This is a genomic window from Olivibacter jilunii, assembly GCF_900607235.1.
GTDB lineage: Bacteria > Bacteroidota > Bacteroidia > Sphingobacteriales > Sphingobacteriaceae > Olivibacter > Olivibacter oleidegradans.
On sequence record NZ_LR027848.1, the window covers coordinates 1,296,297 to 1,320,022 of the forward strand.

Annotated in this window: 17 protein-coding genes; 9 read left to right on the forward strand and 8 right to left on the reverse strand. The window is 45.4% G+C overall.

Annotated features, from left to right (window positions below; genetic code table 11):
• Positions 1–240: 240 nt before the first annotated feature.
• From E0E36_RS05405 to E0E36_RS05420, 5 genes are all read right to left on the reverse strand, one after another.
• Positions 241–693, reverse strand: coding sequence for a YciI family protein (locus E0E36_RS05405; RefSeq protein WP_130855035.1), 453 nt, complete (start codon positions 691–693; stop codon positions 241–243).
• 60 nt (positions 694–753) lie between these two features.
• Complete coding sequence (locus tag E0E36_RS05410; RefSeq protein WP_130855036.1) at positions 754–1,524, reverse strand: helix-turn-helix domain-containing protein; 771 nt, start codon at positions 1,522–1,524, stop codon at positions 754–756.
• Between the two features lie 62 nt (positions 1,525–1,586).
• Positions 1,587–3,056, reverse strand: coding sequence for an ABC transporter permease (locus E0E36_RS27980; protein WP_242627129.1), 1,470 nt, complete (start codon positions 3,054–3,056; stop codon positions 1,587–1,589).
• On the reverse strand, positions 3,053–3,967 hold the full coding sequence (locus E0E36_RS27985) for an ABC transporter permease (RefSeq protein WP_242627130.1): 915 nt from the start codon (positions 3,965–3,967) through the stop codon (positions 3,053–3,055). Before E0E36_RS27985 ends, E0E36_RS27980 begins: the two co-directional genes overlap by 4 nt.
• 300 nt (positions 3,968–4,267) lie before the next feature.
• A complete protein-coding gene (locus tag E0E36_RS05420; protein ID WP_130855037.1) occupies positions 4,268–4,984 on the reverse strand; it encodes a FadR/GntR family transcriptional regulator in 717 nt (238 codons plus the stop codon).
• A gap of 151 nt (positions 4,985–5,135) precedes the next feature.
• Between E0E36_RS05420 and E0E36_RS05425 the strand changes: the two genes are divergently transcribed.
• The 8 genes from E0E36_RS05425 to E0E36_RS05460 all read left to right on the forward strand — a co-directional run bounded on the left by E0E36_RS05425 (position 5,136) and on the right by E0E36_RS05460 (position 17,918).
• Positions 5,136–8,435, forward strand: a complete 3,300-nt coding sequence (locus E0E36_RS05425) for a SusC/RagA family TonB-linked outer membrane protein (RefSeq protein ID WP_130855038.1) — start codon at positions 5,136–5,138, stop codon at positions 8,433–8,435.
• Positions 8,436–8,526: 91 nt separating this feature from the next.
• On the forward strand, positions 8,527–10,062 hold the full coding sequence (nanU, locus tag E0E36_RS05430) for a SusD family outer membrane lipoprotein NanU (protein ID WP_207303722.1): 1,536 nt from the start codon (positions 8,527–8,529) through the stop codon (positions 10,060–10,062).
• Between the two features lie 31 nt (positions 10,063–10,093).
• The gene (locus E0E36_RS05435) at positions 10,094–11,017 is read left to right on the forward strand and encodes a dihydrodipicolinate synthase family protein (RefSeq protein WP_130855039.1); all 924 of its coding nucleotides are present in this window, start codon (positions 10,094–10,096) and stop codon (positions 11,015–11,017) included.
• 16 nt (positions 11,018–11,033) lie between these two features.
• Positions 11,034–12,173 (forward strand): hypothetical protein, encoded by a 1,140-nt coding sequence (locus tag E0E36_RS05440; protein ID WP_130855040.1) that lies wholly within the window; start codon positions 11,034–11,036, stop codon positions 12,171–12,173.
• Between the two features lie 44 nt (positions 12,174–12,217).
• A complete protein-coding gene (locus E0E36_RS05445) occupies positions 12,218–13,441 on the forward strand; it encodes an MFS transporter (RefSeq protein ID WP_130855041.1) in 1,224 nt (407 codons plus the stop codon).
• Positions 13,422–15,515: a GDSL-type esterase/lipase family protein gene (locus tag E0E36_RS05450; RefSeq protein WP_130855042.1), complete on the forward strand. Its 2,094-nt coding sequence runs from the start codon at positions 13,422–13,424 to the stop codon at positions 15,513–15,515. The genes E0E36_RS05445 and E0E36_RS05450 overlap by 20 nt, the downstream gene beginning before the upstream one ends.
• A gap of 1 nt (position 15,516) precedes the next feature.
• Complete coding sequence (locus tag E0E36_RS05455; RefSeq protein ID WP_130855043.1) at positions 15,517–16,707, forward strand: AGE family epimerase/isomerase; 1,191 nt, start codon at positions 15,517–15,519, stop codon at positions 16,705–16,707.
• Between the two features lie 11 nt (positions 16,708–16,718).
• A complete protein-coding gene (locus E0E36_RS05460; RefSeq protein ID WP_130855044.1) occupies positions 16,719–17,918 on the forward strand; it encodes a sialidase family protein in 1,200 nt (399 codons plus the stop codon).
• Positions 17,919–17,953: 35 nt separating this feature from the next.
• Here the strand turns inward: E0E36_RS05460 and E0E36_RS05465 are convergent, their stop codons facing one another.
• Both E0E36_RS05465 and E0E36_RS05470 read right to left on the reverse strand, forming a co-directional pair.
• Complete coding sequence (locus tag E0E36_RS05465) at positions 17,954–19,126, reverse strand: ATP-binding protein (RefSeq protein WP_130855045.1); 1,173 nt, start codon at positions 19,124–19,126, stop codon at positions 17,954–17,956.
• A 173-nt stretch (positions 19,127–19,299) separates the two neighbouring features.
• On the reverse strand, positions 19,300–21,681 hold the full coding sequence (locus tag E0E36_RS05470; protein ID WP_130855046.1) for an ABC transporter permease: 2,382 nt from the start codon (positions 21,679–21,681) through the stop codon (positions 19,300–19,302).
• 324 nt (positions 21,682–22,005) lie between these two features.
• On the opposite strand from E0E36_RS05470, the gene E0E36_RS05475 reads away from it, so the two are divergent.
• Complete coding sequence (locus E0E36_RS05475; protein ID WP_130855047.1) at positions 22,006–22,989, forward strand: nucleoside hydrolase; 984 nt, start codon at positions 22,006–22,008, stop codon at positions 22,987–22,989.
• On the opposite strand, the gene E0E36_RS05480 is transcribed toward E0E36_RS05475, so the two are convergent.
• Positions 22,990–23,676, reverse strand: coding sequence for a hypothetical protein (locus tag E0E36_RS05480; RefSeq protein WP_130855048.1), 687 nt, complete (start codon positions 23,674–23,676; stop codon positions 22,990–22,992).
• Positions 23,677–23,726 lie beyond the last annotated feature (50 nt).

Below are 23,726 nucleotides of genomic sequence, written 5' to 3' on the forward strand. Positions count from 1 at the left end.
AGCGTAGTCTTACCGACGCCTCGCGGTCCGGTAAGGCCGATCATTCGGCTTTCCCAATTTATTTCTGCATAGGTATAGCGAAGAAAGCTTGTATCAATAGCCTGTAAAAGCTTATGAAAATATTCCAATAATTTCTCCATAGCAGTTAATTTTCACAAAGATAGCTATTTTGCACTGTAATAGTGCAAATTTCAGTAAAAAATGCACTGTGAGAGTGCAAAATAGCACGCTTATGGATTTTTATCCTGCCGGTTGAATGGGTTTAGGGATTTCCCGTACTTCTACCGTTCCGCCATATAACAAAACCGGGACGGATTTGGCGAGCTCCAGGGCTTGCTCTATACTTGCAGCACGTAGTACAACCTGGCTTACAACACGAAGATTGCCGGAAAGCACGCTTTCTTTTTTTACGGTTTCCCCTCCGGTACCTGATACAGTGTAGCTTTCTCCGGGAAAAGCAAAGCTGAGCACATATATGCCTGCTGCTTTCCATTGCTCAATCAAATTGTTCCATTGCACACCTGCCGATTTAACCTGCGCTTCACTATAGGTTTCGGGTACACGTACTAATAAACTGAATTGTTTCATTTCCTGGTGTTTTGCGGTTAACGTCAATGCTTGGGCTGACTGATTGAAGGTTCTGTAACTTATCAATGCCAGGCCTGCAAAGACGGCTAATAGACCTAGTTTCATATACTTTTTTTATGCAAAGATGGCGCGTTGGAAAAAGCAATCCTTGTAAAAAATCATTGATTACCAAAAAGAAGGTGATTTGAAAAAATCAGTGGGTGTTTGCCCGGTAAATAGCTTGAAATCCCGGTTGAAATGGGGTTGATCGTAATAACCGTTTTCAAAGACCAGGTCAAGAAGCGATGCCGGATTAGGTTGATGAACAATAGCGTTCATTTTTATAATCTGCGAAAATTGTTTAGGAGAAGCTCCTGTTACTTTTCTAAACCGCTTTTCGAAGGCGTCTTGGCTGATGCATAAAGCCGCAGCAAGCTCCTTTATTCGGATATTTCCCCTTGTTGAATGGATTTTATGGATCGCTTCTGTTACCAATAGATCGGGCGTACGGTTAATCAGTATGGAGATTAAAAATTCCTCCATGCAGGCGATTCTCAATTGGTTGTTGCTCATTTCGGCTAGGCGCTCTTCCACAAGTGCTAGCGTGGCGGGTGGTATATAATGGTCTAAGGGAACGGTCTGCTCAAATAAGTTGTAAAGCGGTTGTCTGAAAAAGGCAGACAGGCCCTGTTCACTGAATGAGACAATAAGGGTGCCTGAGTTTTTCTTATAATGGATAAACCGAACGGACTTTCGCAATCCTGACAAGGCGATGTTTGGTAAATCGACGGAGCGGTCGTTGTTTATATACGATATTTGGCCGCTAAGACGAAAAGCTAAAGCAAATGAGGCATTAGGTACCACTTGGTTGGTTGTATCATACTGGCTTTCAATGATTTTATAATCTTTGATAAATGGCGTTAATTGAGCCGTAGGTATGTACGTTGTAATTTTCATTATAGGGGTAGCCTGCGTCCGTTTTCGTATTCTATGATAAATATAGTGAATAGAAAGGGAATTTACTCATTTCGTAAACTCCTCACCGGATTGGCGGTTGCTGCTTTAATGGCTTGAAAGCCAACAGTGAGCAGGGTGATCACCAGCGCCAGTACAGCCGCTACGAGAAAAACAAGCCAGCTGATGTGAACACGGTAATCATAATTGTTAAGCCACTGGCTAAGGTAATACCACGCGACGGGCACGGCGATGATGCAGGAAGTGCTTACCAACAGGATGAACTCTTTGGAAAGCAATTGCAGTAAGTTAGCGACGCTGGCGCCTAATACTTTGCGGATGCCGATTTCTTTCGTCCGTTGCTCGGCCACAAAACTGGCCATGCCGAAAAGTCCCAGACAGGAGATGAAGATGGCCAGTACGGCAAAGTAAGAAGAAAGCTTCCCGATGCGTTCTTCTACCTTGAATTTGTCTCCGAATGCTTCGTCCACAAAGGAGTAATTAAAGGGTACGTCTTCCACGTATTTTTTCCAAACACCTTCAATGGCGCTAATGGATCGTCCCGCGTTCTGTTTGGGGTTTAGTTTCAGTACGATATTCACCATAGCATCATACGAATCGAGATGATAGAGCGTGGGGCGTACCGGAAAGAAAGGTGATTCCTGCAGGATATCGTTCACGACACCTATAATGGTGAAACGCTCACCGCCTTGTCGGATTGTTTTCCCGACAGGATCTTTAAATCCCATAAACCTGGCGGCGGATTCATTGATGATAAAAGCCATGGAATCGGTAGCGAATGCTTTTGAAAAATCTCTCCCCGCCTTTATTTGCCATTGCACGGTTTTACCAAAATCAACGGATACCGAGTTGTTCGGAAAGTCGGTCGCCAAATCGGGGTCTTTGCCTTCCCAATCAAAACCGCCGTTGCTATTCCATACCCCGGTAAGGAGCTGACAACCGGCCATTTCTTCAATGGCACCGGCGTTTTTCAGGTCTGTTCTGAAGGCTTCAAAATGTTGTCTCAGTTCACCTTCGAGGGGCAGGTTTATCAATCCCTTTTTGGTATAACCGACCGGTCGGCTTTTGGCATGCTGAATTTGCTGATAGACGATAATGGTACCGATGATCAGCATAATGGAAACCGTAAACTGTACAACCACGAGTACTTGGCGCGGCACCGAAGCAAATCGGCCAACTTTGAATGTCCCTTTCAGTACTTTCAAGGGTTGGAACGATGACAAATAGAACGCCGGATAGCTACCGGCCAATAAGCCGGTGATGACTATAAAGGCCAGGCTGGTGCACCAGAATAGGGGGTTGAGCCAAGGGATTTCGATTTTTTTGTCGGCCACCTCATTAAAAGAAGGTAGGAATAAGATGACTAATAGCAAGGAGAGTACAAAAGCGATCAGCACGGTGATATACGATTCTGCAAAGAACCTGCCGATAAGTTGCAGGCGATGCGAGCCGACGGTTTTACGGATGCCCACTTCCTTGGCGCGCTTTTCACTTCGTGCGGTCGTCAGGTTCATGAAATTAATGCAGGCCAATAGCAACACAAAGCCGCCGATGAGGCTAAACAATCGTACGTACTGGATACTCCCCCCGGTATTGATACCATTGCGGAATTCATTATACAAATTCCATTTACGCATGGGTGCAAGAAAACCACCCAGTTAGTTTTCGCTTCGTCTTTCCCTACCTTATCTGACTTTACATGTTTGATTTTACGGGAAATATTCTCCATATCGCCCTGTTCGGTAAGCTGCACAAAGGTTTGGCTGAAGTTGCTGCCCCATGGTTTTTCCATTTTGTTGACCCAGGGGTTTTGAATGATCCATAAAGACCAGGGCAGGATAACTTTTACCTTATTGAAAGAGCTGTTGTTGGGTAGGTCTTCATAAACACCGGTTACCTTCACCTCTTGGCTGCGGTCTACCCTCAAGGTTTTTCCCATGGGATCTTCCTCGCCAAATAGGGCTTGGGCCGCAGAGGCGGATAGTAAAATGGAATGCGGATCATGTAAGCCGGCACGTGTTCCCTTCAGCATTTGCAAACTGAGCATTTCAGGGGCGTCTTCTTCGAAATAGATGCCTTCTTGGCTGATATGTTTGTCGCCCACAGAGAGCAAAGGGTTGTAATACCAGGATGCCTGTACCACATATTTGAAATCATTTCCGTATTTAGCCCGTAATTCCGGGCCCATCAATGCAGGGTTGGCGCTCTGTGTACCTATTTTACCGTTAAAATTGGCATGTTGCATCACTTGTGCGATGCGATCATAGTTTTTGTGGTAGCTATTGTACGTGAGTTCGTCATATACCCATAAACCGATCAGCATGACGACGGCCATCCCCACGGCAAGTCCCCCGATATTGATAGCGCTATACCCTTTGCTTTTAACCAGGTTGCGCCAGGTGGTTTTCAAATAGTTTTTGATCATAGCGTTTATATTCCGCGACCGATTTCCGGTGTTTAGCAGAAGGCTATCATCAACTAAGCCAAAAATGTAAATGACTGATTTTGTGTTGTATAAGCTATTGATTGGTGGTGTAACTGTTCGATATTGAACACTCGCTGTTCATTTGTGGACGGATAGGTTTGATTGCATGATCTCATTCGATATCGGCAAACCGAGAACGGCCTCTTTATAAAAGGGTACATTGCACTATGATAGTGCAAAATGTTATAAAAAATGCACTGTCATAGTGCAAAATGAAGATAAAATTAATTTATAGAAAACTTAGCTACGGGCGAAAAGGCGAGCGAAATGATTATCAAGATGCTTTCGCATGGCATTCCGGAATACCTCGGGATTACCAACTTTTAAAATGTCAACCAAACCCCGATGCGAAATGAATGTTTTCGATTGAGAGGCTTTGGTTAATAAGCCGCTCGTATGTACATATTGAAACACCGGTAAAAGCATATGCTGGAAATCTTTCAGCATTTGATTGCCTGATATTTCATAGAGCTTCCCGTGAAAAGCGATTTCATCTATAATATTAAATAGGGTCGCGTCCGGATTCAAGGGCTCATTGGCAACAATTTTGTCCAATTCTTCCAGGTCGGTATCCGTAATACGTTCAAATAGTAAGTCCGCCATACCAACCTCCAGCACCAAGCGCATTTCAAATAAATCCCGTAAGGTTTTCTCAGCTAATATGCTCGGATGGAGCGATTTTTTTAAAGGTGAGAGCAAGTCCGGATTGGTGAGCACAGCACCACGATGCTTTTTCGAATCGATCAGTCCTACCATGCGCAGCCGCAACATCGCTTCGCGGATAACCGTGCGGCTCACGCCCAAAATTTCAGCGAGCTCCACTTCTTTTGGAAGCGCATCCCCAACTTTCAAGCCCTTATTAATAAATAAGTCGATAATCTTCATTTCTACTCGATCGACCAGACTGGAAGTGTCTAATGTGCCAAATTGCTCTGAGATTGTGCTTTTACTGCTCATAGGGTGTTATGCTAAACTTGCAACAAAGATAATGAATTGCAATCGTTATTATGTTATACATATACTTGTTTTTTTCTTGCATATTATTTTTTTAATCTCTATATTTGTGCATTATGTAATACTTAATACTTTTATACCTGAACTAGTAATTATGAGAGTAAACTTAAAAATCCACCTTGTAGCGATACTATGTACGCTGATAGTGGGCTATGAGCAAGCGTATGCACAGACGAAACGGATTGTCGGTCAGGTTGTTGATGCAACAACGAACGAAGTCTTGCCGGGCGTTACCATTACGCGCAAATCAACGGGAACAGCGGTACAGAGCGATCTGGAGGGGAAGTTTAGTTTAGATGCGGAACCGCAGGATGTGCTGATGGTAACCTATACGGGCTACACGCCAAAGGAAATTATTGTGGGGAAAGAAACCCGGCTCCGCATTAGCCTTGAAGTGAATGTGCAAACAATGGATGAAGTGGTGGTGGTAGGTTATGGAACACAGAGCCGATCGAACATCACCGGTTCCATTGCTAAATTGGATAAAAAAGTACTTGAAAATGTACCGCGCGCAAACGTAGCTTCGGCCTTGCAGGGTGCTGTGCCGGGTTTACAAGTAGTTAATAAAACCGGGCAACCGGGTGCTGCTCCGATGTTGCGTCTACGAGGTGGCGCCTCCATCAATAATCCGGGAGGGCCCTTGGTTGTGGTTGATGGGGTTATACGCGATTTAAATGATATTGCTTCAGAGAATATCGAGTCGATGGAGTTATTGAAAGATGCTTCGGCCACCGCGATTTATGGCGCCAGGGCAAATAATGGGGTTTTATTGGTGACTACGAAAACGGGTAAGGCCGGTACGGCGCAGATCACGTATAAGTTTACCGGTGGATTTAATCAACGGAGAAACGGTTATCGATATATGAATGCCGGTGACTATATCTACTACACGCGTTTGGGTTATTTGAATGCGAACAGAACGGAGGCACAAGTGAATAGCTCCCGTGGGCTTGGACTGCTGACTGATCCGGCTAATTTAGCGACTTTTGATATTCGGCGGTATACACCGGAGCTTAACTATCTTGTAAACGAGGGCTGGGCTGTGCTGGATGACCCATACGGCGGCCAAATTATTTATAAAGATCACGGTGGTGAGGTGGAGGATATTTTATTCAGAAACACCACAACGCAGGATCATTATGTCAATGTTACGGGCGGGAATGAACGGGGTAAGTATTTTGCCTCCTTTGATGCCTATAATGAAAAAGGGGTGATTGTGGGTTCGGATTATAAACGCTACTCGGCAGACGTAAATGGCTCGTACAAAATAAAACCTAATTTGGAGGTGTCTACGGGTGTTACGCTATCTACTTCCTCTCAGTATGGTGTTGCGGGGTCAGAAGTAAATGCGCTATATCGGACGCTGGCCATTTGGCCAACGTTCAATCCCTGGCTCGATGAAGCGAAGACTTTACCGAACCCCGGGAATGGGGTTAATGACGGGAACCCCTTGTATTGGTTATCACGTATCTCCCGAAAAAATGAAACCAATCGCGTCATTGTAAATGGCTCGTTGAAATGGGACATTCTTCCCGGCTTCTATTTTAAAGCTACTGCCAATGCTTATATGCTCGAGCAGTTTAATGAGTCCTTTCAGAAGTCTACACAAACCTATGCTAACATCTTTTCGGATCCACCATCTATCGGTAGTACTTCCAGAGATGCTTACCGAAACTTGAATCGGGATTTTCAGACGCAGTTCAATGGCCTGTTCAATTATACCAAAACCTTTAACGATAAGCATAATTTCAATGCCATGGTTGGGGCGGAATACTACAATGTAAAAACGGATTACATGCAGGTGTACGGAAAAAATGCACCAACCGATGATATACCTACGGTAAATGCCTCGACGGTTTTTGTACCGGGAGATAACACCAGCACGCAGTCGGAATACCGCATTATATCTTCTTTGGGCCGCCTGGCCTATGACTTTGACGGTAAGTATTTAATTAATGCGGTCTATCGCTTGGATGCGGCGTCCAGCTTAGCGGCCGGAAATCGTACCGGATTCTTTCCGGGGATTTCAGCGGGTTGGAATATGCATCAGGAACACTTTTTTGCAGCATCGGCCCTATCGAAATATATCTCGACCTTCAAACCTAGGGTGAGTTATGGTGAGAACGGGAATATTTCGGGGCTGGGCAGGTACGAAGTGCAGGGAACCTATAGCCTGCAGACCAACTATAACGGTGTGGCGGGTTACTTAAACACCGAACCGGTTAATAGCAACTTGGCCTGGGAGAAGAGTAAAACGACAGGGCTAGGATTGGATCTGGGGCTATTCGATAATAGAATAACGCTGTTGTTCGATTATTACGATCGCCGGACGAGTAACTTGTTGACCGATTTGTCTCTTCCAAGTTATATCGGGTTTTCTTCGATTACCACCAACCTGGGTACCTTACAAAATAAAGGATATGAGTTTGCTTTGAATGCGCAGCTACTGCGTAAGCCGGAAGGTATTAACCTGAATGTGGGTATCAATGCGGCTTTTGTTAAGAACAAAATTTTAGAATTACCCTATAATGGCAACGAGCATAATCGCCAGGGCGGCTTACAGGTCTATGATCCGAAATCAGGTCAGGTCGTTTGGGTCGGTGGTTATCAGGAGGGGCAATCGATGGGCGACATTTATGCCTATAAACAGGTTTCTATTTTTAAGGATGAACAAGAGGTGCAACAGTTGGCCGGTAATCGAACCGATGCTATTGCCGGGATTACCGGACCTAATTTGCCGGCCGGGCCGAATGGACGCATCACACCGGGCGACGTAAACTGGCTGGATGTAGATGGCAATAATATCATCGATTCGCGCGATCAGGTCTATATCGGTAATATTAATCCGAAATGGACGGGGGGATTTACAACCAATTTAAGCTATAAAGCCCTGAGCTTATTTACGAACTGGGAGTTTGCGTTGGGACATACCATCTATAACGATTTGGTAGCGCGGACCTTGGGAAATTATCAGGGAACTTTCAATTACATCGAGCTGCAGAAACAGGCTTGGTCTCCAACAAATACGGTAACGGATATTCCAAAAGTATATTTTGCCGATCAGGTGGCGGGTTCGAAACAGAATTATACGCGCGGAAATAACGCAAACCCGGTGTTGAACAGTAATAATTCCAGGTTCTATGAAAAAGGGGATTACCTGGCTTTGCGTGAAATCACCTTGTCGTACGATCTGCCCAAAAGCCTATTATCAAAAACGCATTTGCTTTCGCAGGCTAGAGCATATGTAAGTGCTAACAATTTGTTTTACATCACCGGGTTTTCGGGCCCGACGCCTGAGCCGCCGGTGAACGCGAGTAACCTCGCGACGGGAATATACAGTGGTACGTATCCAACGCCACGCTCTTTTGTCATAGGTGTTCAGGTTTCATTTTAAGGCGATAAATCGGTGAGATCATCCTTTATCAAATGAACGAATGTAAAAAATAGTATAGCAACTTCATTGCCATTGAAAAAAAATTATTTAAATGAAAACTACAATGATCATATCGCTTATAGCGATCAGCATAGGTGCCACGGGCCTTACTTCGTGCAATAAAAAGCTGGATTTGGTACCGGTGAGTACCATCAGCGATGCCAGCTATTGGAAAACGCCGGATCAATTTGACGCCTTTGTTACAGGTTTGCATACCCGTTTCCGAGACCATGCGCAAGGTTTTATGTATCTGGGCGAACTGAGAGGCGATATTTTTGGAAATGATGCCGGTACCTCAGCCTCCTTTACCGGTGAAGCCTCGCAGGGCCTGGAACGGATGTGGTTACATAACCTTGACCTGGATAACCCCGGTGTAAGTAATTATGGAGATTTCTATAGTAACATCAATCAATTGAATTTATTGATCAGCAAATTGAATAGCACAAATGTTGTAACCGAAGCAACCAAGCAATATTATTTGGGCATTGCCCATGGTATGCGGGCCTTTTACTATTTTCAATTGTATCGTTCTTGGGGGAAGGCTATTCTGCAAACGGAGGCAATAGCGGATATTGATGTTGCTAATTTAGCAAAGGAAGCGAGCCCCGCTAATGAAGTATTGGACTTGGTGAAGCAGGATATTGAGACGTCGATAAGCCATTTTGGCTCGGATTATAGTATCCGAAGCAACAAAGCGTTCTGGTCAAAGTCTGCTTCGCTGATGCTGAAAGCGGAAGTTTTTTTATGGACCGCACACCGCGAGGGAGGGGCAGCAGACGCGGAGGTCGCTAAACAAGCGCTGCTTGAGGTACAAAGCAACTTGTCTTTGAACCTACTAACAAGCTATAGGGAAGTATTTGATGCCGCCAACAAAGGAAATGCGGAAATGATCTTTGTAATCAGGCATCAACTGAATGAAGCTACATTAGGGTTTATCGGCAATTTTGTTCCGCAAACGGGTTTGATTGCGAATTTCTATGATTCGCTTGAAAACAGGCAATTCAGTGTAACGGCCGATAATTATGGCGGTATACTGCGCGCCCCCACTAAAATACAGACCTATAGAAAATTTGAGGAGGACGATACGCGAAAAAATACCAGTATCCAGGCGGCCTATGAAAAGGATAACGAGGGAAAATACCGTATGGCGGGTTGTTTCCTGAGAAAATTTCAGGGCGAACAGAATGCAGGAATGAGGGCCTATACCAATGATTATCCGATTTATCGATACGCTGATTTACTTCTGTTGCTGGCGGAAGCAAAAGCGATCTTGGGCGAGAATCCGGCCGACGAAATAAATCAGGTCCGTCAAAGAGCCTATGGAAGTAATTATCAAGCTGCCGTACACGGCTATCCCAATCAACTTGTGGACACTAATCCTGCGGAGGCCATCTTGCAAGAACGCTTTTTTGAGTTTGTGGGAGAGGGGAAGCGCTGGTATGATTTGCGTCGTTTTGGTGATGCTTTTGTTTATAAGTACACCGGGCTTCCTGCTTCCGATGCGTATAAGTTATACTGGCCGATTGATCGGAATACCTTAACAAATAACCGATCGCTCGCGCAGACTGATGGCTATTCGCAATTTTAGATTGAGTGTACGAAATTAAATGATAACAAACATGAATAAACACTTAGCGGGTTTAATTGCTGCTCCTTTTACACCGATGCATGCCTCGGGAGCACTTAATTTAACGGGTATTGCCGATTATTATCGATTTTTGAAAGCCAATGGCGTTGCCGGTGCTTTTATTTGCGGTTCTACAGGGGAAGGGGCCTCGATGACCTTTGCCGAAAAGGTTGCTGTTATGGAGGCTTGGGCGGTGACCACCGCGGAAGACAATGACTTTAACGTAATGGCATTGCTAGGGGGTACCTGCCTGAGCGACTGCAAGGAATTGGCAAAGGAGGCTTATCGGCTCGGGCTCTATGGGGTTTCTTTCACGGCACCGTATTATTTTAAGCCGCCGCATGTAGCGGCGCTTGCGGATTGCTGTGCAGCGGTGGCTGCTGCGGTTCCGGACATGCCTTTCTATTATTATCATATTCCGGTGCTGACCGGCGTTGGTTTTCAAATGGCCGATCTTTTAGCGGCCGTTGATGGCAACATACCCAATTTTGCGGGCATTAAATACACGCATGAAGATTTCATGGATTTTTTAACCTGCTTACATTTTGCAGCGGGTAAATATGATATGCTCTGGGGGCGTGATGAAAATATGTTATCGGCTTTAGTGCTCGGGGCGAAGGGTGCGGTGGGTAGCACCTTCAATTATGCCGCTCCGCTTTACCACAAGCTTATCGCTGCTTTTGAATCGGCTAAGCTTGGGGACGCACAAAAGTTGCAGCAACAGTCGATCGATATGATTAGATTGCTCGGTAAGTATGGGGGCATCGCAACAGGCAAGGCCTACATGAAATTGGTGGGCATCGATTGCGGTGGTTTTCGTTTGCCGGTACAGAATATGGGTGAAGAGGAAACCGAGCGCTTTAGAAAAGATGTTCTGGCCCTGGGTTTTGACCAATTCCGGTCGGTTTTGCCTTGAGCACCAATTTTTTGTAATGAACACAGGTTTTTATCGTATTATTTCTCTTATATTCATGACAATAGCCATATCGGTGAAGGGCCGGCATGAACAAAGGCAGCTTGATTGGTCGGTAGCCTTTTCAATACCTGGCGCAGCTAAGGGGACGGTACATCCAGGTTTGGCCGGCCCCATTGTGGGGGTGTGCGATTCGTTGCTTTTAATTGGAGGAGGTGCAAATTTTCCGGACAAACTGCCTTGGGAGGGGGGTGTAAAGGCCTATCACCGGCAGGTTTATGTTTATAAAAAGACAAAGAACGCGGAAGAGTTGATGGATCAGGTTGAACTGCCGGTTGATCTCGCTTATGGTGCGAGTTGGAGCACGGCGGATGGGATGGTAATTGCCGGAGGAGAAAATCGGGAAGGATTGAGCGATCAAACGCTCTTGCTGCAATACCGGAAGAAGGGCAAACACCTTCAAGTAAAAAACCTGCTACCGCTGCCGTTTCGGTTAAGCAATGCAGCGATGACGTCTGTGGGCGATATCCTTTATTTGGCCGGTGGCGAGCTGGAGAAGGGCGTTTCTGATCAGTTGCTTGCCTTGGATATGCGGCAACCGGAGAAAGGATGGATAAGGCAAGTGAATCTGCCCTACCCTGTTTCCCACGCTTATTTGTTTAGTCTGGGTGATGCTATCTATTTAATTGGGGGCAGAAAAAGGAATGAAGGGACACTGAGTGATTTTTATCAGGGTGTTTGGCAATATCAAATCAAATCAAAAAAATGGATTGCTAAAGCGTCTTTACCAGAAGCTTTATCGGCAGGTACAGGGCTCGCAATGGGTGAAGATGAAATTTGGATATTCAGCGGCGATCAGGGCGCTACGTTTAAAAAGGTGGAAAGATTGCTGAGCGAAATTGCAGTGGAAGAAGATAGTGAAAAGAAGCGGGCATTGATCGACGAAAAGAATAACATACAGATCGCACATCCGGGTTTCGGGCGGAAAGTTTGGGCATACAATAGCTTAACTGATACTTGGCGGGTTAAAGAGGATCTTCCGATAAATGCACCGGTTACAACCACCGCAGTATGGTGGGGAGGGCAGGTATATATACCGAGCGGGGAGGTGAAAGCCGGCATTCGAACGCCGCTGGTGTTAAAGGGAAAGTTAAAATGATAAACGATCAATGGATAGACAAAACCAATGATAAACACCGCGCAATGAACCGAAAAAAATATTATCCTTGGTTAGTAGTAGCCTTGCTGTGGGTAGTGGCTTTATTGAATTACCTCGATCGGCAAATGCTGGCCACGATGAAACCCGCCATGCAGGTTGACATCACGGAACTGAAACTGGCTACGAATTTTGGCCATCTCATGGCGGTCTTTTTATGGATTTATGGTATGATGAGTCCCCTTGCGGGTATGATAGCCGACAAAACGAATCGTAAATGGTTGATCGTTGGTAGCTTGTTTGTTTGGTCGGGTGTCACATTTGGTATGGGCTATGCAAGCACTTATCATCAGCTTTATGTTTTAAGGGCTATTATGGGGGTTAGTGAAGCTTTGTATATTCCTGCCGGTCTTTCGCTTATCGCCGATTATCATCAAAAGCGGACCCGCTCTTTGGCCGTAGGCTTACATATGACAGGGCTTTATTTCGGGCAGGCACTGGGAGGTTTCGGGGCTACAATTGCCAGCAATACCTCCTGGCAGGCTACTTTTCATACCTTTGGTTACATCGGTATGGCTTATGCGCTGGTGCTGGTATGGCTATTGAAAGAATATAGACCCACGGCAACGACGCCACCTAGCGTTACAAGAACACCTTTCAGTGGGCTGTCGGTTTTGTTGCGGAACGGCTCCTTCTGGATGATCTTACTGTATTTTGCCATTCCCAGTTTGCCGGGTTGGGCTACGAAGAATTGGCTTCCTACCTTGTTTTCGAATAATCTGAATATCCCAATGGCAGCGGCCGGGCCTTTATCGACGATTACAATTGCCGGGTCGTCTTTTGTGGGGGTCATTTTTGGTGGGATGCTATCGGATGCCTGGGTGAATAAGCATATAAAAGGACGGATTTATTGCAGTGCGATCGGACTGGGTTTAACGGTACCTGCGCTGCTACTTTTGGGCTTCGGAAACAGCTTGCTGTTTGTGCTATTGGCAGCGCTGGGTTTTGGCCTGGGCTTCGGTATGTTCGATGCAAACAATATGCCGATCCTTTGTCAGTTCGTCGACACCAAACATCGGGCAACGGCTTACGGCTTAATGAATATGGTGGGGGTATTTTCCGGGGCGTTTATTACGGATCTTCTGGGAAGATTTGTTGATTCAGGCCATCTGGGGCGTGCTTTCGCAGTGCTGGCTTTTATTGTTTTAGCTGTTGTACTCCTGCAATTATCACTACTAAAACCGACCACAAATGATTTTCAAGAAGAATAAGATAAAGCAAGGTGTTTGCTTTTTTATGATCTGCTGCTTGTATGTGTTTAAAAGCGGCGCTACCGAGGTGATGAAGGTAGCTTGTATGGGTAATTCGGTTACTTATGGATATGGTTTGCAGGACCCTTCTGTACAATCGTATCCGGCACAATTACAGCAGTTACTGGGATCGAAATATCAGGTCGGTAATTTTGGCCATAGTGGGGCAACCTTATTAAAAAACGGACATAATCCTTATTTCAAGACGCAGGAATTTTTGGATGCATTGGCTTTTAAGCCGGATGTCGCCATCGTCCATCTCGGCTTGAATGATACGGATCCGCGTAATTGGCCCCATTACCGGGATCAGTTTGAGCGGGATTATCATTGGCTGCTTGATACCTTACAGGAGGTAAATCCAAAGGTAAAGCTTTATGTGTGCGTGTTAACGCCCATTTTTAGCGGTCATCCCCGCTTTAAATCGGGTACTTTTGAGTGGTATAAGCAAATTCAGAAACTGCTGCCCCTTATTGCCAAAACACATCAGGCTCAATTGATCAACCTAAAGGAACCTTTGCATAGCCGACCCGATTTGTTTCCGGATAACCTGCATCCGAATGAAGAGGGTGCTGAAATTATTGCCAAAACGGTCTTTAAAAAAATAACGGGAAATTACGGTGGTTTACAACTGCCAAGGGTATTTGCCGATCATATGGTGCTGCAGCGCGAAAGGCCTATTCATATTTATGGAATAGCGAATGCCGGGCAGCGCGTGGAAGTCCGTTTGGGCGAGGAGCAAGGCATGGCAGAAGCCGACGAGAACGGGTGTTGGACCGTATCATTGCGCGCAAGGGAAGCGGGAGGGCCTTATCAGCTGCTTGTGCGGAGTGAAAATCGAAATATCGTGCTAAGGGACATTTTAGTGGGTGATGTATGGTTGTGTAGCGGGCAATCGAATATGGCTTTTCCGCTGCGGGCTGCCCAAGGGGGAGCGATGCTTGCACAGCAGGCAGACAGCAGCATGAATTTACGCTTGTATCAGCTTCAAGGGGCCACGCCCACGAGTGATAAGGCCTGGTCTAAAGAAGATCTCAGGAAGACGAACGCATTGCAGTATTTTAACGGCATATGGAAGCGGGTGAACGCGGTAGATGCCGCGAGCTTCTCGGCCATTGGCTATGTCTTCGGTAACAGATTGCAACAGGAAACGGGCGTACCGATTGGCTTGATACAGCTTGCGGTAGGTGGCTCGGGGATCGAGTCGTGGATAGATCGCTGCAGCCTGGAGAATGATCCGCTGCTGGTGGATATGCTCAATAACTGGCGGAAATCTGATTTTATTATGGACTGGAATCGCGGGAGGGCTGATGTGAATTTAAAGTTTGCAACAAATCCCGGGCAAAGGCACCCTTACGAACCGGCCTATAATTTTGAAGCAGGTGTGGCGCTATTAAAGGATTTTACGATCAAAGGGGTTATTTGGTACCAGGGTGAAAGCAATGTGCATAATCCGGAGCTTTATACGAAACTTTTCAAGACCTTCATTCAGGGTTGGCGTCGGTTTTTTAATCAGGATAGCCTGCCTTTTTATTATGTGCAACTTACTAGTATAGGTCGGCCGGCATGGCCATATTTTAGGGATGTACAAAGGCGTCTTCAGCAGGAGATTCCGAATACGTGGATGGCTATCAGTGCTGATGTTGGTGATTCATTGAATGTACATCCGACCAACAAGATTCCGGTTGGCGAACGTTTGGCCAATTTGGCATTGGCGCATAGTTATGGTCGGGATATCTTGGCGGATGCACCTGAAGTAAAGGAAATGAACCGAGGAGGAGCGGTTTTGAATCTATATTTTACCACCGACTTGAAAACGGCTGACGGTAAGCCGGTAAAGGGCTTTGAATGGATTGACACGAAAGGAAATGTGCTACCCACAGCGGTGGAGATACAGCATAATATAATACGGATCGAAGTACCTAAAGGTGTTTTTCCAAAGGCACTCCGTTATGCCTGGCAGCCTTTCACACGCGCGAATCTGGTTAGCGAGCAGGGGGTGCCGGTATCGACATTTAGCATGGATATAACTGAATAACATGATGTACACGATAGAAGAGCTAAAGGCATTGAAACAGTTTTATAAGAACCAACTGTTGCATGATACCGTTCCATTTTGGTTTCCGCGGTCTTATGATGAAGAAAATGGTGGTTTTCTGTTGATGCGCGATCAGGACGGTAGTTTAATTGATGATGACAAGGCGGTTTGGATTCAGGGACGGGCTACGTGGTTACTGGCGACACTTTACAATACAATAGAAAAGCGAGAAGAATGGTTGAAAGGCGCAAAGCTTGGATATGACTTCTTGATGAAGCATTGCTTTGATCAGGATGGACGGATGTTCTTCCATGTGACCCGATCGGGCGAACCGATTCGGAAACGCCGTTATTTTTTCTCGGAAACTTTTGCGGTGATTGCTTTAGCCGCTTACGCCAAAGCAAGCGGGAGTAAGGAGGCTGCTGATTACGCCCGCACGCTGTTCGGTAGCTGTTTGCGCTATGCTTCCGGTGAGCTTCAATTGCCGGCCAAGTTTATGAATACGCGACCTTCGAAGGGTATCGGCGTACCGATGATTATGATGAATACGGCGCAGCAGTTACGGGGAATTATCGGTGATGAACGTTGCGACCAAGCGATCAGTAATTGGATCAGTGAAATTGAATCGGATTTTGTGAAAGATGATATCCGATGTGTGATGGAGCAGGTGGCACCTGATGGTCGTATCATTGATCATATAGATGGCCGGACCTTAAATCCGGGGCACGCAATTGAAGGAGCCTGGTTTATATTGCATGAGGCGAAACACCGGAATAATGATCCGGCATTGATTCAGCTGGGATGTAGGATGCTTGATTATATGTGGGAAAGGGGATGGGATAAAGAACAGGGTGGTATTTTATATTTCAGCGATGTATATGGTAAACCGGTACAGGAGTATTGGCAGGATATGAAATTCTGGTGGCCACAAAATGAGGCCATCATTGCTACTTTGCTTGCTTACTTGATGACGGGGAACGAAAAGTATGCGCAATGGCACCGCATGATCCATGAATATGCGTATGGACATTTTCATGATCGGGTGCATGGCGAATGGTTTGGTTATCTTCATCGGGATGGCCGCCTTGCGCAGACGGCCAAAGGAAATTTGTTTAAGGGGCCCTTTCATCTACCTCGGCAAGAGTGGTACTGCTATTTACTGCTGGATGAATATTTACGTAAAACAAGATAAAATAAGAGAATATGATCAAGAAATCGATGGTGGTAGCCTGGTGTATGCTGTTATTGCAGCAGATGAGCTTTGCAAAGGAAAAGATTGAGGGATTGCGGGAAGATACTACTGCTGAAAAGGCAGTTTTTGTTTCTGGAAGGGAAGGATATCAAAGCTATCGGATTCCCGCCATTATTAAACTTAAAAATGGCGATTTACTCGCGTTTTGCGAGGGTAGGGTGGCTCATGCGGGTGACTTTGGGGATATCGACATTGTGATGAAACGGAGTGCCGATAACGGAAAAACCTGGAACACCTTGCAAAAGGTGGTCGATTACGGCGATTTACAAGCGGGCAATCCGGCGCCAGTAGTGGATTTAACGGATCCTGCTTATCCGCAAGGCCGTATTTTTTTGTTTTATAATACGGGTAATAATCATGAGGGTGAGGTGCGCCGGGGAAAAGGGGTACGTGAGGTATGGTATGTTACTTCCACGGATCACGGACAAACATGGTCTGAACCTGTGAATATTACACTGCAGACGCATCGACCCAATCAACCCGCTTTTAATCCTGCTTACCGTTTTAAGGAGGATTGGCGCAGTTATGCGAATACGCCCGGACATGCGGTGCAGCTCGAGGCCGGGAAGTTTAAGGGAAGGATCTTTATTGCGGCCAACCATTCTGCCGGCATGCCACAAGATGCGTTCAAAGACTACCGGGCACATGGTTATTATACGGATGATCATGGGAAGACGTTTAAACTGGGCGAGAGCGTTTCGTTTGAAGGGGGGAATGAGTCGATGGCGGCTGAGTTGACTGGAGGCAGGCTCTTGATGAACACCCGTAACCAGCAGGGACAGGTGCGAAATAGAATCGTGAGTATCAGTAAGGATGGGGGGGCGACTTGGGACACTACCTTTTATGATAAGCAATTGCCGGATCCGGTTAATCAGGGAAGTGTGCTTTCCTTTTTAGATAAGAGAAATCGGATACTGGCTTTCTGTAATGCGGCAGCTACGCAGAACCGCGACAGCCTGACCTTACGTTTGAGCAAAGATGATGGTCAACATTGGTTTTATAATAAGCGGGTTGCCACGGCCCCTCTTGCTTATAAAGGTGGTTATGCAGCTTATTCTGATCTTGTTCGACTTGGGAAGAGAACCGTTGGTATATTATACGAGAAAGACAACTATAAGTCGATTGTTTTTATTCCGGTTAAATGGAAATAAAGCGGCGCCAAATGAAGATGAACCGATTTAAAAAGTTAAGAGTACAGCTTTCCGATATCTCTCCAGCTTAACACCTTATATTTTGTGCGCTCTTGGTTTTCATTACCACCATAAATTAAGGTTTTATTCACGGGTTGTGGACTTGCTAGCTCAGCGAAATAGTCCATATTGGCGAAAAGCTTTGGTGTAACGGTTTGTGTGGCTTTTACTTCGAAGATCTCAAAACCATTGGCTTTTTTAAGAAGGAAATCAATTTCGTGTTGATTGCTGTCTTGCCAGAAATAGGATTCTTGATGAAGATATTGATGTGCGTTGTGCTTAATGAAATCAGCGATGACCATGTTCTCAAAAATGTTACCTTTTAAGCGGTTTTCGGACACTTCTTCTTGATGGCGAATACCCAATAGATGACATAATAAACCGCTGTCATAAAAATATAGCTTGGGGCTTTTGATTAGCCGTTTGTTAAAATTTTCGTGATAAGGATTGAGCAAAAAGATAATATAACTGCTTTCTAGAATAGATAACCAGGCTTTAGCTGTAGGTTGACTAATATCACAAGCATTTGCCAATGCGCTGATATTAAGTAGTTGGCCGGCGCGACTGGCGCATAGGCCAAGAAATGTGCGGAAGGTTTTTAGATCACGGATATTGATCAAGGTGGTTACATCCTTTTCGATATAGGTTTGGATGTAATTTGCATAAAATATATTCGGGTCGATTTCACGATCGAATATTGCCGGGTAAAAGCCCTTGAAACAGGCATCGGTATAGGTCTTGGACAATAACCGTGCGTTTTCCATTTCCTGTATATCAAAAGGTAATAATTTGAACAGCGCTATCCTTCCGGATAGGGTTTGCGTAATACTGTTCAGCAGGTGAAAATTTTGGGAGCCTGATAGAATGAATTGTCCCATTTTACCGGTTTCATCCACCTTTGATTGGATGTAAGAAAAAAGTTCAGGTGTTCGTTGTGCTTCATCTAAAATAACCTTTCCGTCATATTGTTGCAAAAAGCCGTTGGGGTCTTCATTTGCAAAAGAACGGATGTCAGGATTTTCTAACGTTATATATTTATAGTCTTTGAATAGATGCTTCAATAAAGTTGTTTTTCCTGATTGCCTAGGACCGGTAATTGCTAATACCGGGAACTTCTCCTTTTGGGCCAGCAGGATACTTGAAACAGAGCGGTTTATGAATTTTTCCATCTTCCTATTTTTTCAAAAATACGTAGTAATTTTGAAAATACATAAGATTAATTTTGAATTTACATGAACTAAACTTTGAAATTACATGGAATAAATTTTGAATTTGCATAGAAATCAACTATTGTAGTTCTTGCAAAAGTGAAATGTGAAAAATATACTTGCATACAAATCGTCTACTCATTTCGCAAACTCGTCACCGGATTGGCGGTTGCTGCTTTAATTGCTTGGAAACCAACTGTGAAAAGCGTGATAATGAGCGCCAGTACGGCGGCGGCGATAAACACGAGCCAGCTGATCTCTACCCGATAGTCATAATTACTAAGCCATTGGCCAAGATAGTACCAAGCCACGGGCACCGCGATGATGCAGGAAATGGTAACCAACAGTACAAACTCTTTTGACAGCAGGCGCAGTAAATTTGCGACGCTGGCACCTAATACTTTTCGGATGCCGATCTCTTTGGTCCGTTGCTCTGCCACAAAGCTGGCCATGCCGAACAGTCCGAGGCAGGAAATGAAGATGGCAAGTACAGCGAAATAAGAAGATAACTTGCCGATGCGTTCTTCTGTTTTGAACTTGTCGCCAAAAGCTTCATCGACAAATGAATACTCAAAGGGAACATCATCCACGTATTTCTTCCAAATATTTTCAATGGTGCTAATGGATTGGCTGGGGTTCTGTTTTGGATTTAACCTTAAGACAATGTTTACCATTGCGTCGTACGTGTCGAGGTGATAAAAGGTTGGCCGCACGGGGAAGAAAGGCGATTCTTGCAAGATGTCGTCAACTACGCCTATAACGGTAAAGCGGTCGTCACCTTGCCGAATCGTTTTTCCTACGGGATCTTCAAGGCCCATAAATCGGGCGGCCGATTCGTTGATGATAAAGGCCGATGAATCGGTAGCCATATCTCGTGAAAAATCCCTCCCCGCTTTTATCTTCCATTGTATGGTTTTGCCGAAGTCGTATGATACGGAGTTATTCGGGAAGTCGGTAGCTAGATCGGGGTCTTTGCCTTCCCACTCAAAGCCGCCATTGCTGTTCCATACACCCGTAACAGGAACGGCTCCGGCCATCTCCTCAATGGCACCGGAATTCTTTAATTCGGTTCGGAATGCCTCGAAATGTTTCCGCAGCTCGTTTTGGAAGGACAAGTTTACTAAGCCGTTTTTGGTGTAACCAACGGGCCGGGCTTTGGCATGCTGAATTTGTTGGTAGACGATTATGGTACCAATAATGAGCATGACGGATACCGTGAATTGGATAACGACCAACACCCTGCGGGGAACCGATGCAAAACGGCCGACTTTGAAGGTTCCTTTCAACACTTTCAGCGGATGGAAGGAGGATAGGTAGAAAGCCGGATAGCTGCCGGCCAGTAGGCCGGTAATAAAAACAAAAACCAAGCTTGCCGTCCAGAATATGGGATTGAGCCAGGGGAGGCCGATTTTCTTGCCCGCGACTTCATTGAAGGCCGGTAAAAATAACACGACCAACAGCAGCGATAAAACAAAAGCAATCAGCACGGTGATATACGACTCGGCGAAGAACCTTCCAATGAGCTGCCAACGATGCGAACCAACAGTTTTGCGGATGCCTACTTCCTTCGCCTGTTTTTCGCTCCTTGCGGTGGCCAGGTTCATAAAATTAATGCAAGCTAATATCAATACAAAGCCGCCAATAAGGCCAAACAGTCGTACATAACGGATACCTCCACCGGTATTTACTCCGTTACGGAACTCATTATATAAATTCCATTTGGACATAGGCTGCAGGAAAACTACCCACTCGGCTTTTTGATCCTCGTCCCTTACATTATCCATTTTCACGTTTTTGATTTTCGAAGAGATGCTTTCCATATCTCCTTTCTCGGTAATCTGCACGAAAGTTTGACTGAAGTTGCTGCTCCAGGGCTGTTCCATTTGGCTGGCCCAGGGGTTTTGGATCAGCCATAAAGACCAGGGTAGGATAACTTTCACATTGGCAAAGGAGCTGTTGCTGGGGAGATCGTCGTATACGCCGGTTACTTTTACTTGTTGGCTGCGATCTAAGGTTATGGTTTTGCCCATGGGATCTTCATCGCCAAATAGGGCTTCTGCAGCCGAGGCTGAGAGCAGAATGGAATGCGGATCGTGCAGGCCCGCCCGGCTTCCTTTCAGCATGTGGAGGCTCAGCATGTCGGGGGCATCTTTTTCAAAGTAGATACCTTCTTGGTTGATACGTTTATCACCGATGGAGAGCAGCGGATTGAAATTCCAGGACGCCTGTACTACATATTTAAAATCGCTTCCGTATTTAGCCCGTAATTCCGGGCCCATCAAAGCAGGATTGGCAGTTTGGGTACCTATTTTGCCGTTAAAGTTGGCGTGCTGCATCACCTGCGCGATGCGATCATAATTCTTATGATAGGTATTGAATGTCAGTTCATCATATACCCATAACCCAATCAACATCACGACGGCCATACCCACTGCGAGGCCACCGATGTTAATGGCGCTGTATCCTTTGCTTTTTGCTAAGTTGCGCCAAGCGGTTTTGAGATAATTTTTGATCATCGCGTTTATATTTTGAAACAGCGTATTGGTTTTTTGCCAGTATGCTGCTCAAAATACATCAGCAACTACGCCAAAAGTATAACTTATTGATTATGTTGTTGTTAATTGAAAGTATGCTTGAGTAAGTGTTCGATTTTGAACAGGTGCTGTTCGTATCCGGACGAATCGCTAATGTTGTTAGGTTAGTTGAAAGTATTTGATGAAAATAACGTTTATTTTGAGCCCAATATGGATAGAAGCCTATAGGAGGGCGGATAGTGGCGGATTTTTTGTTTCGGTATAAAGATTAAAAGGATTTTTTATACTTTTAAAACAAACAAAATTATGAAAAAGGCCATTTATATGTTCGCCGCATGGGTGATGCTAAGTAGTATGCAGATGCAAGCACAAGAGCGAACGAGCAAAATTCCAAAACTGATCTTTGATACGGATATGGGGCCGGATTACGATGATGTGGGCGCTATTGCAATCTTACATCATTTGGCAGCGAAGGGCGAGTGCGAAATATTGGCGACCGTTGCCAGTGATAGCCATGTATCGATAGCACCGACTATTGAATTGTTTAATCGGTATTTTAAAAGGCCGGATATCCCGGTTGGGATGGCCGCTGCAGATGCACCGACAATTGAAGCGGGTAATCACTGGAACGATTTGCTGATCAAGCGCTTTGATCCTTCTTTGCAAGGAAAGCGTTATCCTTCGGCTATTGAAGTATACAGGAAAATATTGGCCGGTCAGCAGGATCATAGTGTAACGATTGTTACCGTCGGCTTTCTGTCGAACCTGAAAGCGCTGTTGCAATCGAAACCTGATCAGTTTTCGCCACTTAACGGCGCGGAGTTGGTAAAACAAAAGATAAAAAAGCTGGTTGCCATGGCCGGTAGCTTCCCACAAGGTGCTGAGTTTAATGTAATGAAAGATGCATCAGCTTCTTATGAGGCTTTTAGGCACTGGCCAAGTCCGATCTTGTTCAGCGGCTTTGAAATCGGTAAAGAGCTCTTTACCGGCGGTCGTGTAGCACAGGAAAACACCGAGGAGAATCCGGTGGCCTGGGCCTATGCTTATAATCTCCGGACCTACGCCAAGGAAGGCGAAAAAAGCAGACCCTCCTGGGATCAAACAGCGGTGTTGTGTGCGATACGGAATCCGGAAGACTACTTCTATGTAAATGGTCCGGGGCAGTTTGTAGTTGACGAAAAAGGTAATAATGTTTGGAACCCCAACGGAAAGGCCGAGCATTATTTCCTTTCGCATAAATATCCCTATAATGAGATGGCGAAAAAGATTGAAGATTTGATGATGCCGTAGCTAATAAGGCGCGTAGATACCGGTAACCACAGATAACAGTTTACCTTCTTCAAAATAGAGATGAACACGCTTTTGTTTGCCATCGGCTTCGCTATGGGCAAAATACCATTGGGGTGATCGAGCCATAGCCGGGTCAAAATCTTTGTTGGTATTTTTGGAGAATAGGGAAATGCGCTGGAATTTACGCGCGTACTGGTTGATACTGCTAAGTGCTAATAATTGCGGATAGACGCGGCTAACTTCCATACCCACGTTAACACGCATGGGCGAAAAATTGTTGTTGGGCCAGCTGTTAAGCTGCTTGCCATCATTGGTATAAATGGACTTGATGCGGTCGTCTTCAAAATAAAGCTGAACGCCGGTGCCGGTGCCCTTTTCTTCATCAAAGAGTAAGGCATTGTATAAGCCGATTTTTCCGGCTATGTCTTCCATTTTATGATAGATGTTGGATACTACTTGCACGTTGGGGGTATGGCTTTGCAAGCGCTGCTGTACGACCTGATAGGCCTCGGTAGCATTGGCGCCAATGGTAAAGCCTTCTACGAGGCCGCTGCTAATGCTGTCTTTAGCGATTTCTCTCCATTGTTGGGGCTCTACAATGATGGGGTTTTCAGTTTCTTCTTTCTCGCAACCGATAACGAATAAGATACCGAGAAAGAGGGCGCAGGCTAGGTGTATTTTTTTCATGACCTTGATTTAGGGGTTTATAAAGAAAACGGGAAGAAGATGGAAAGCGC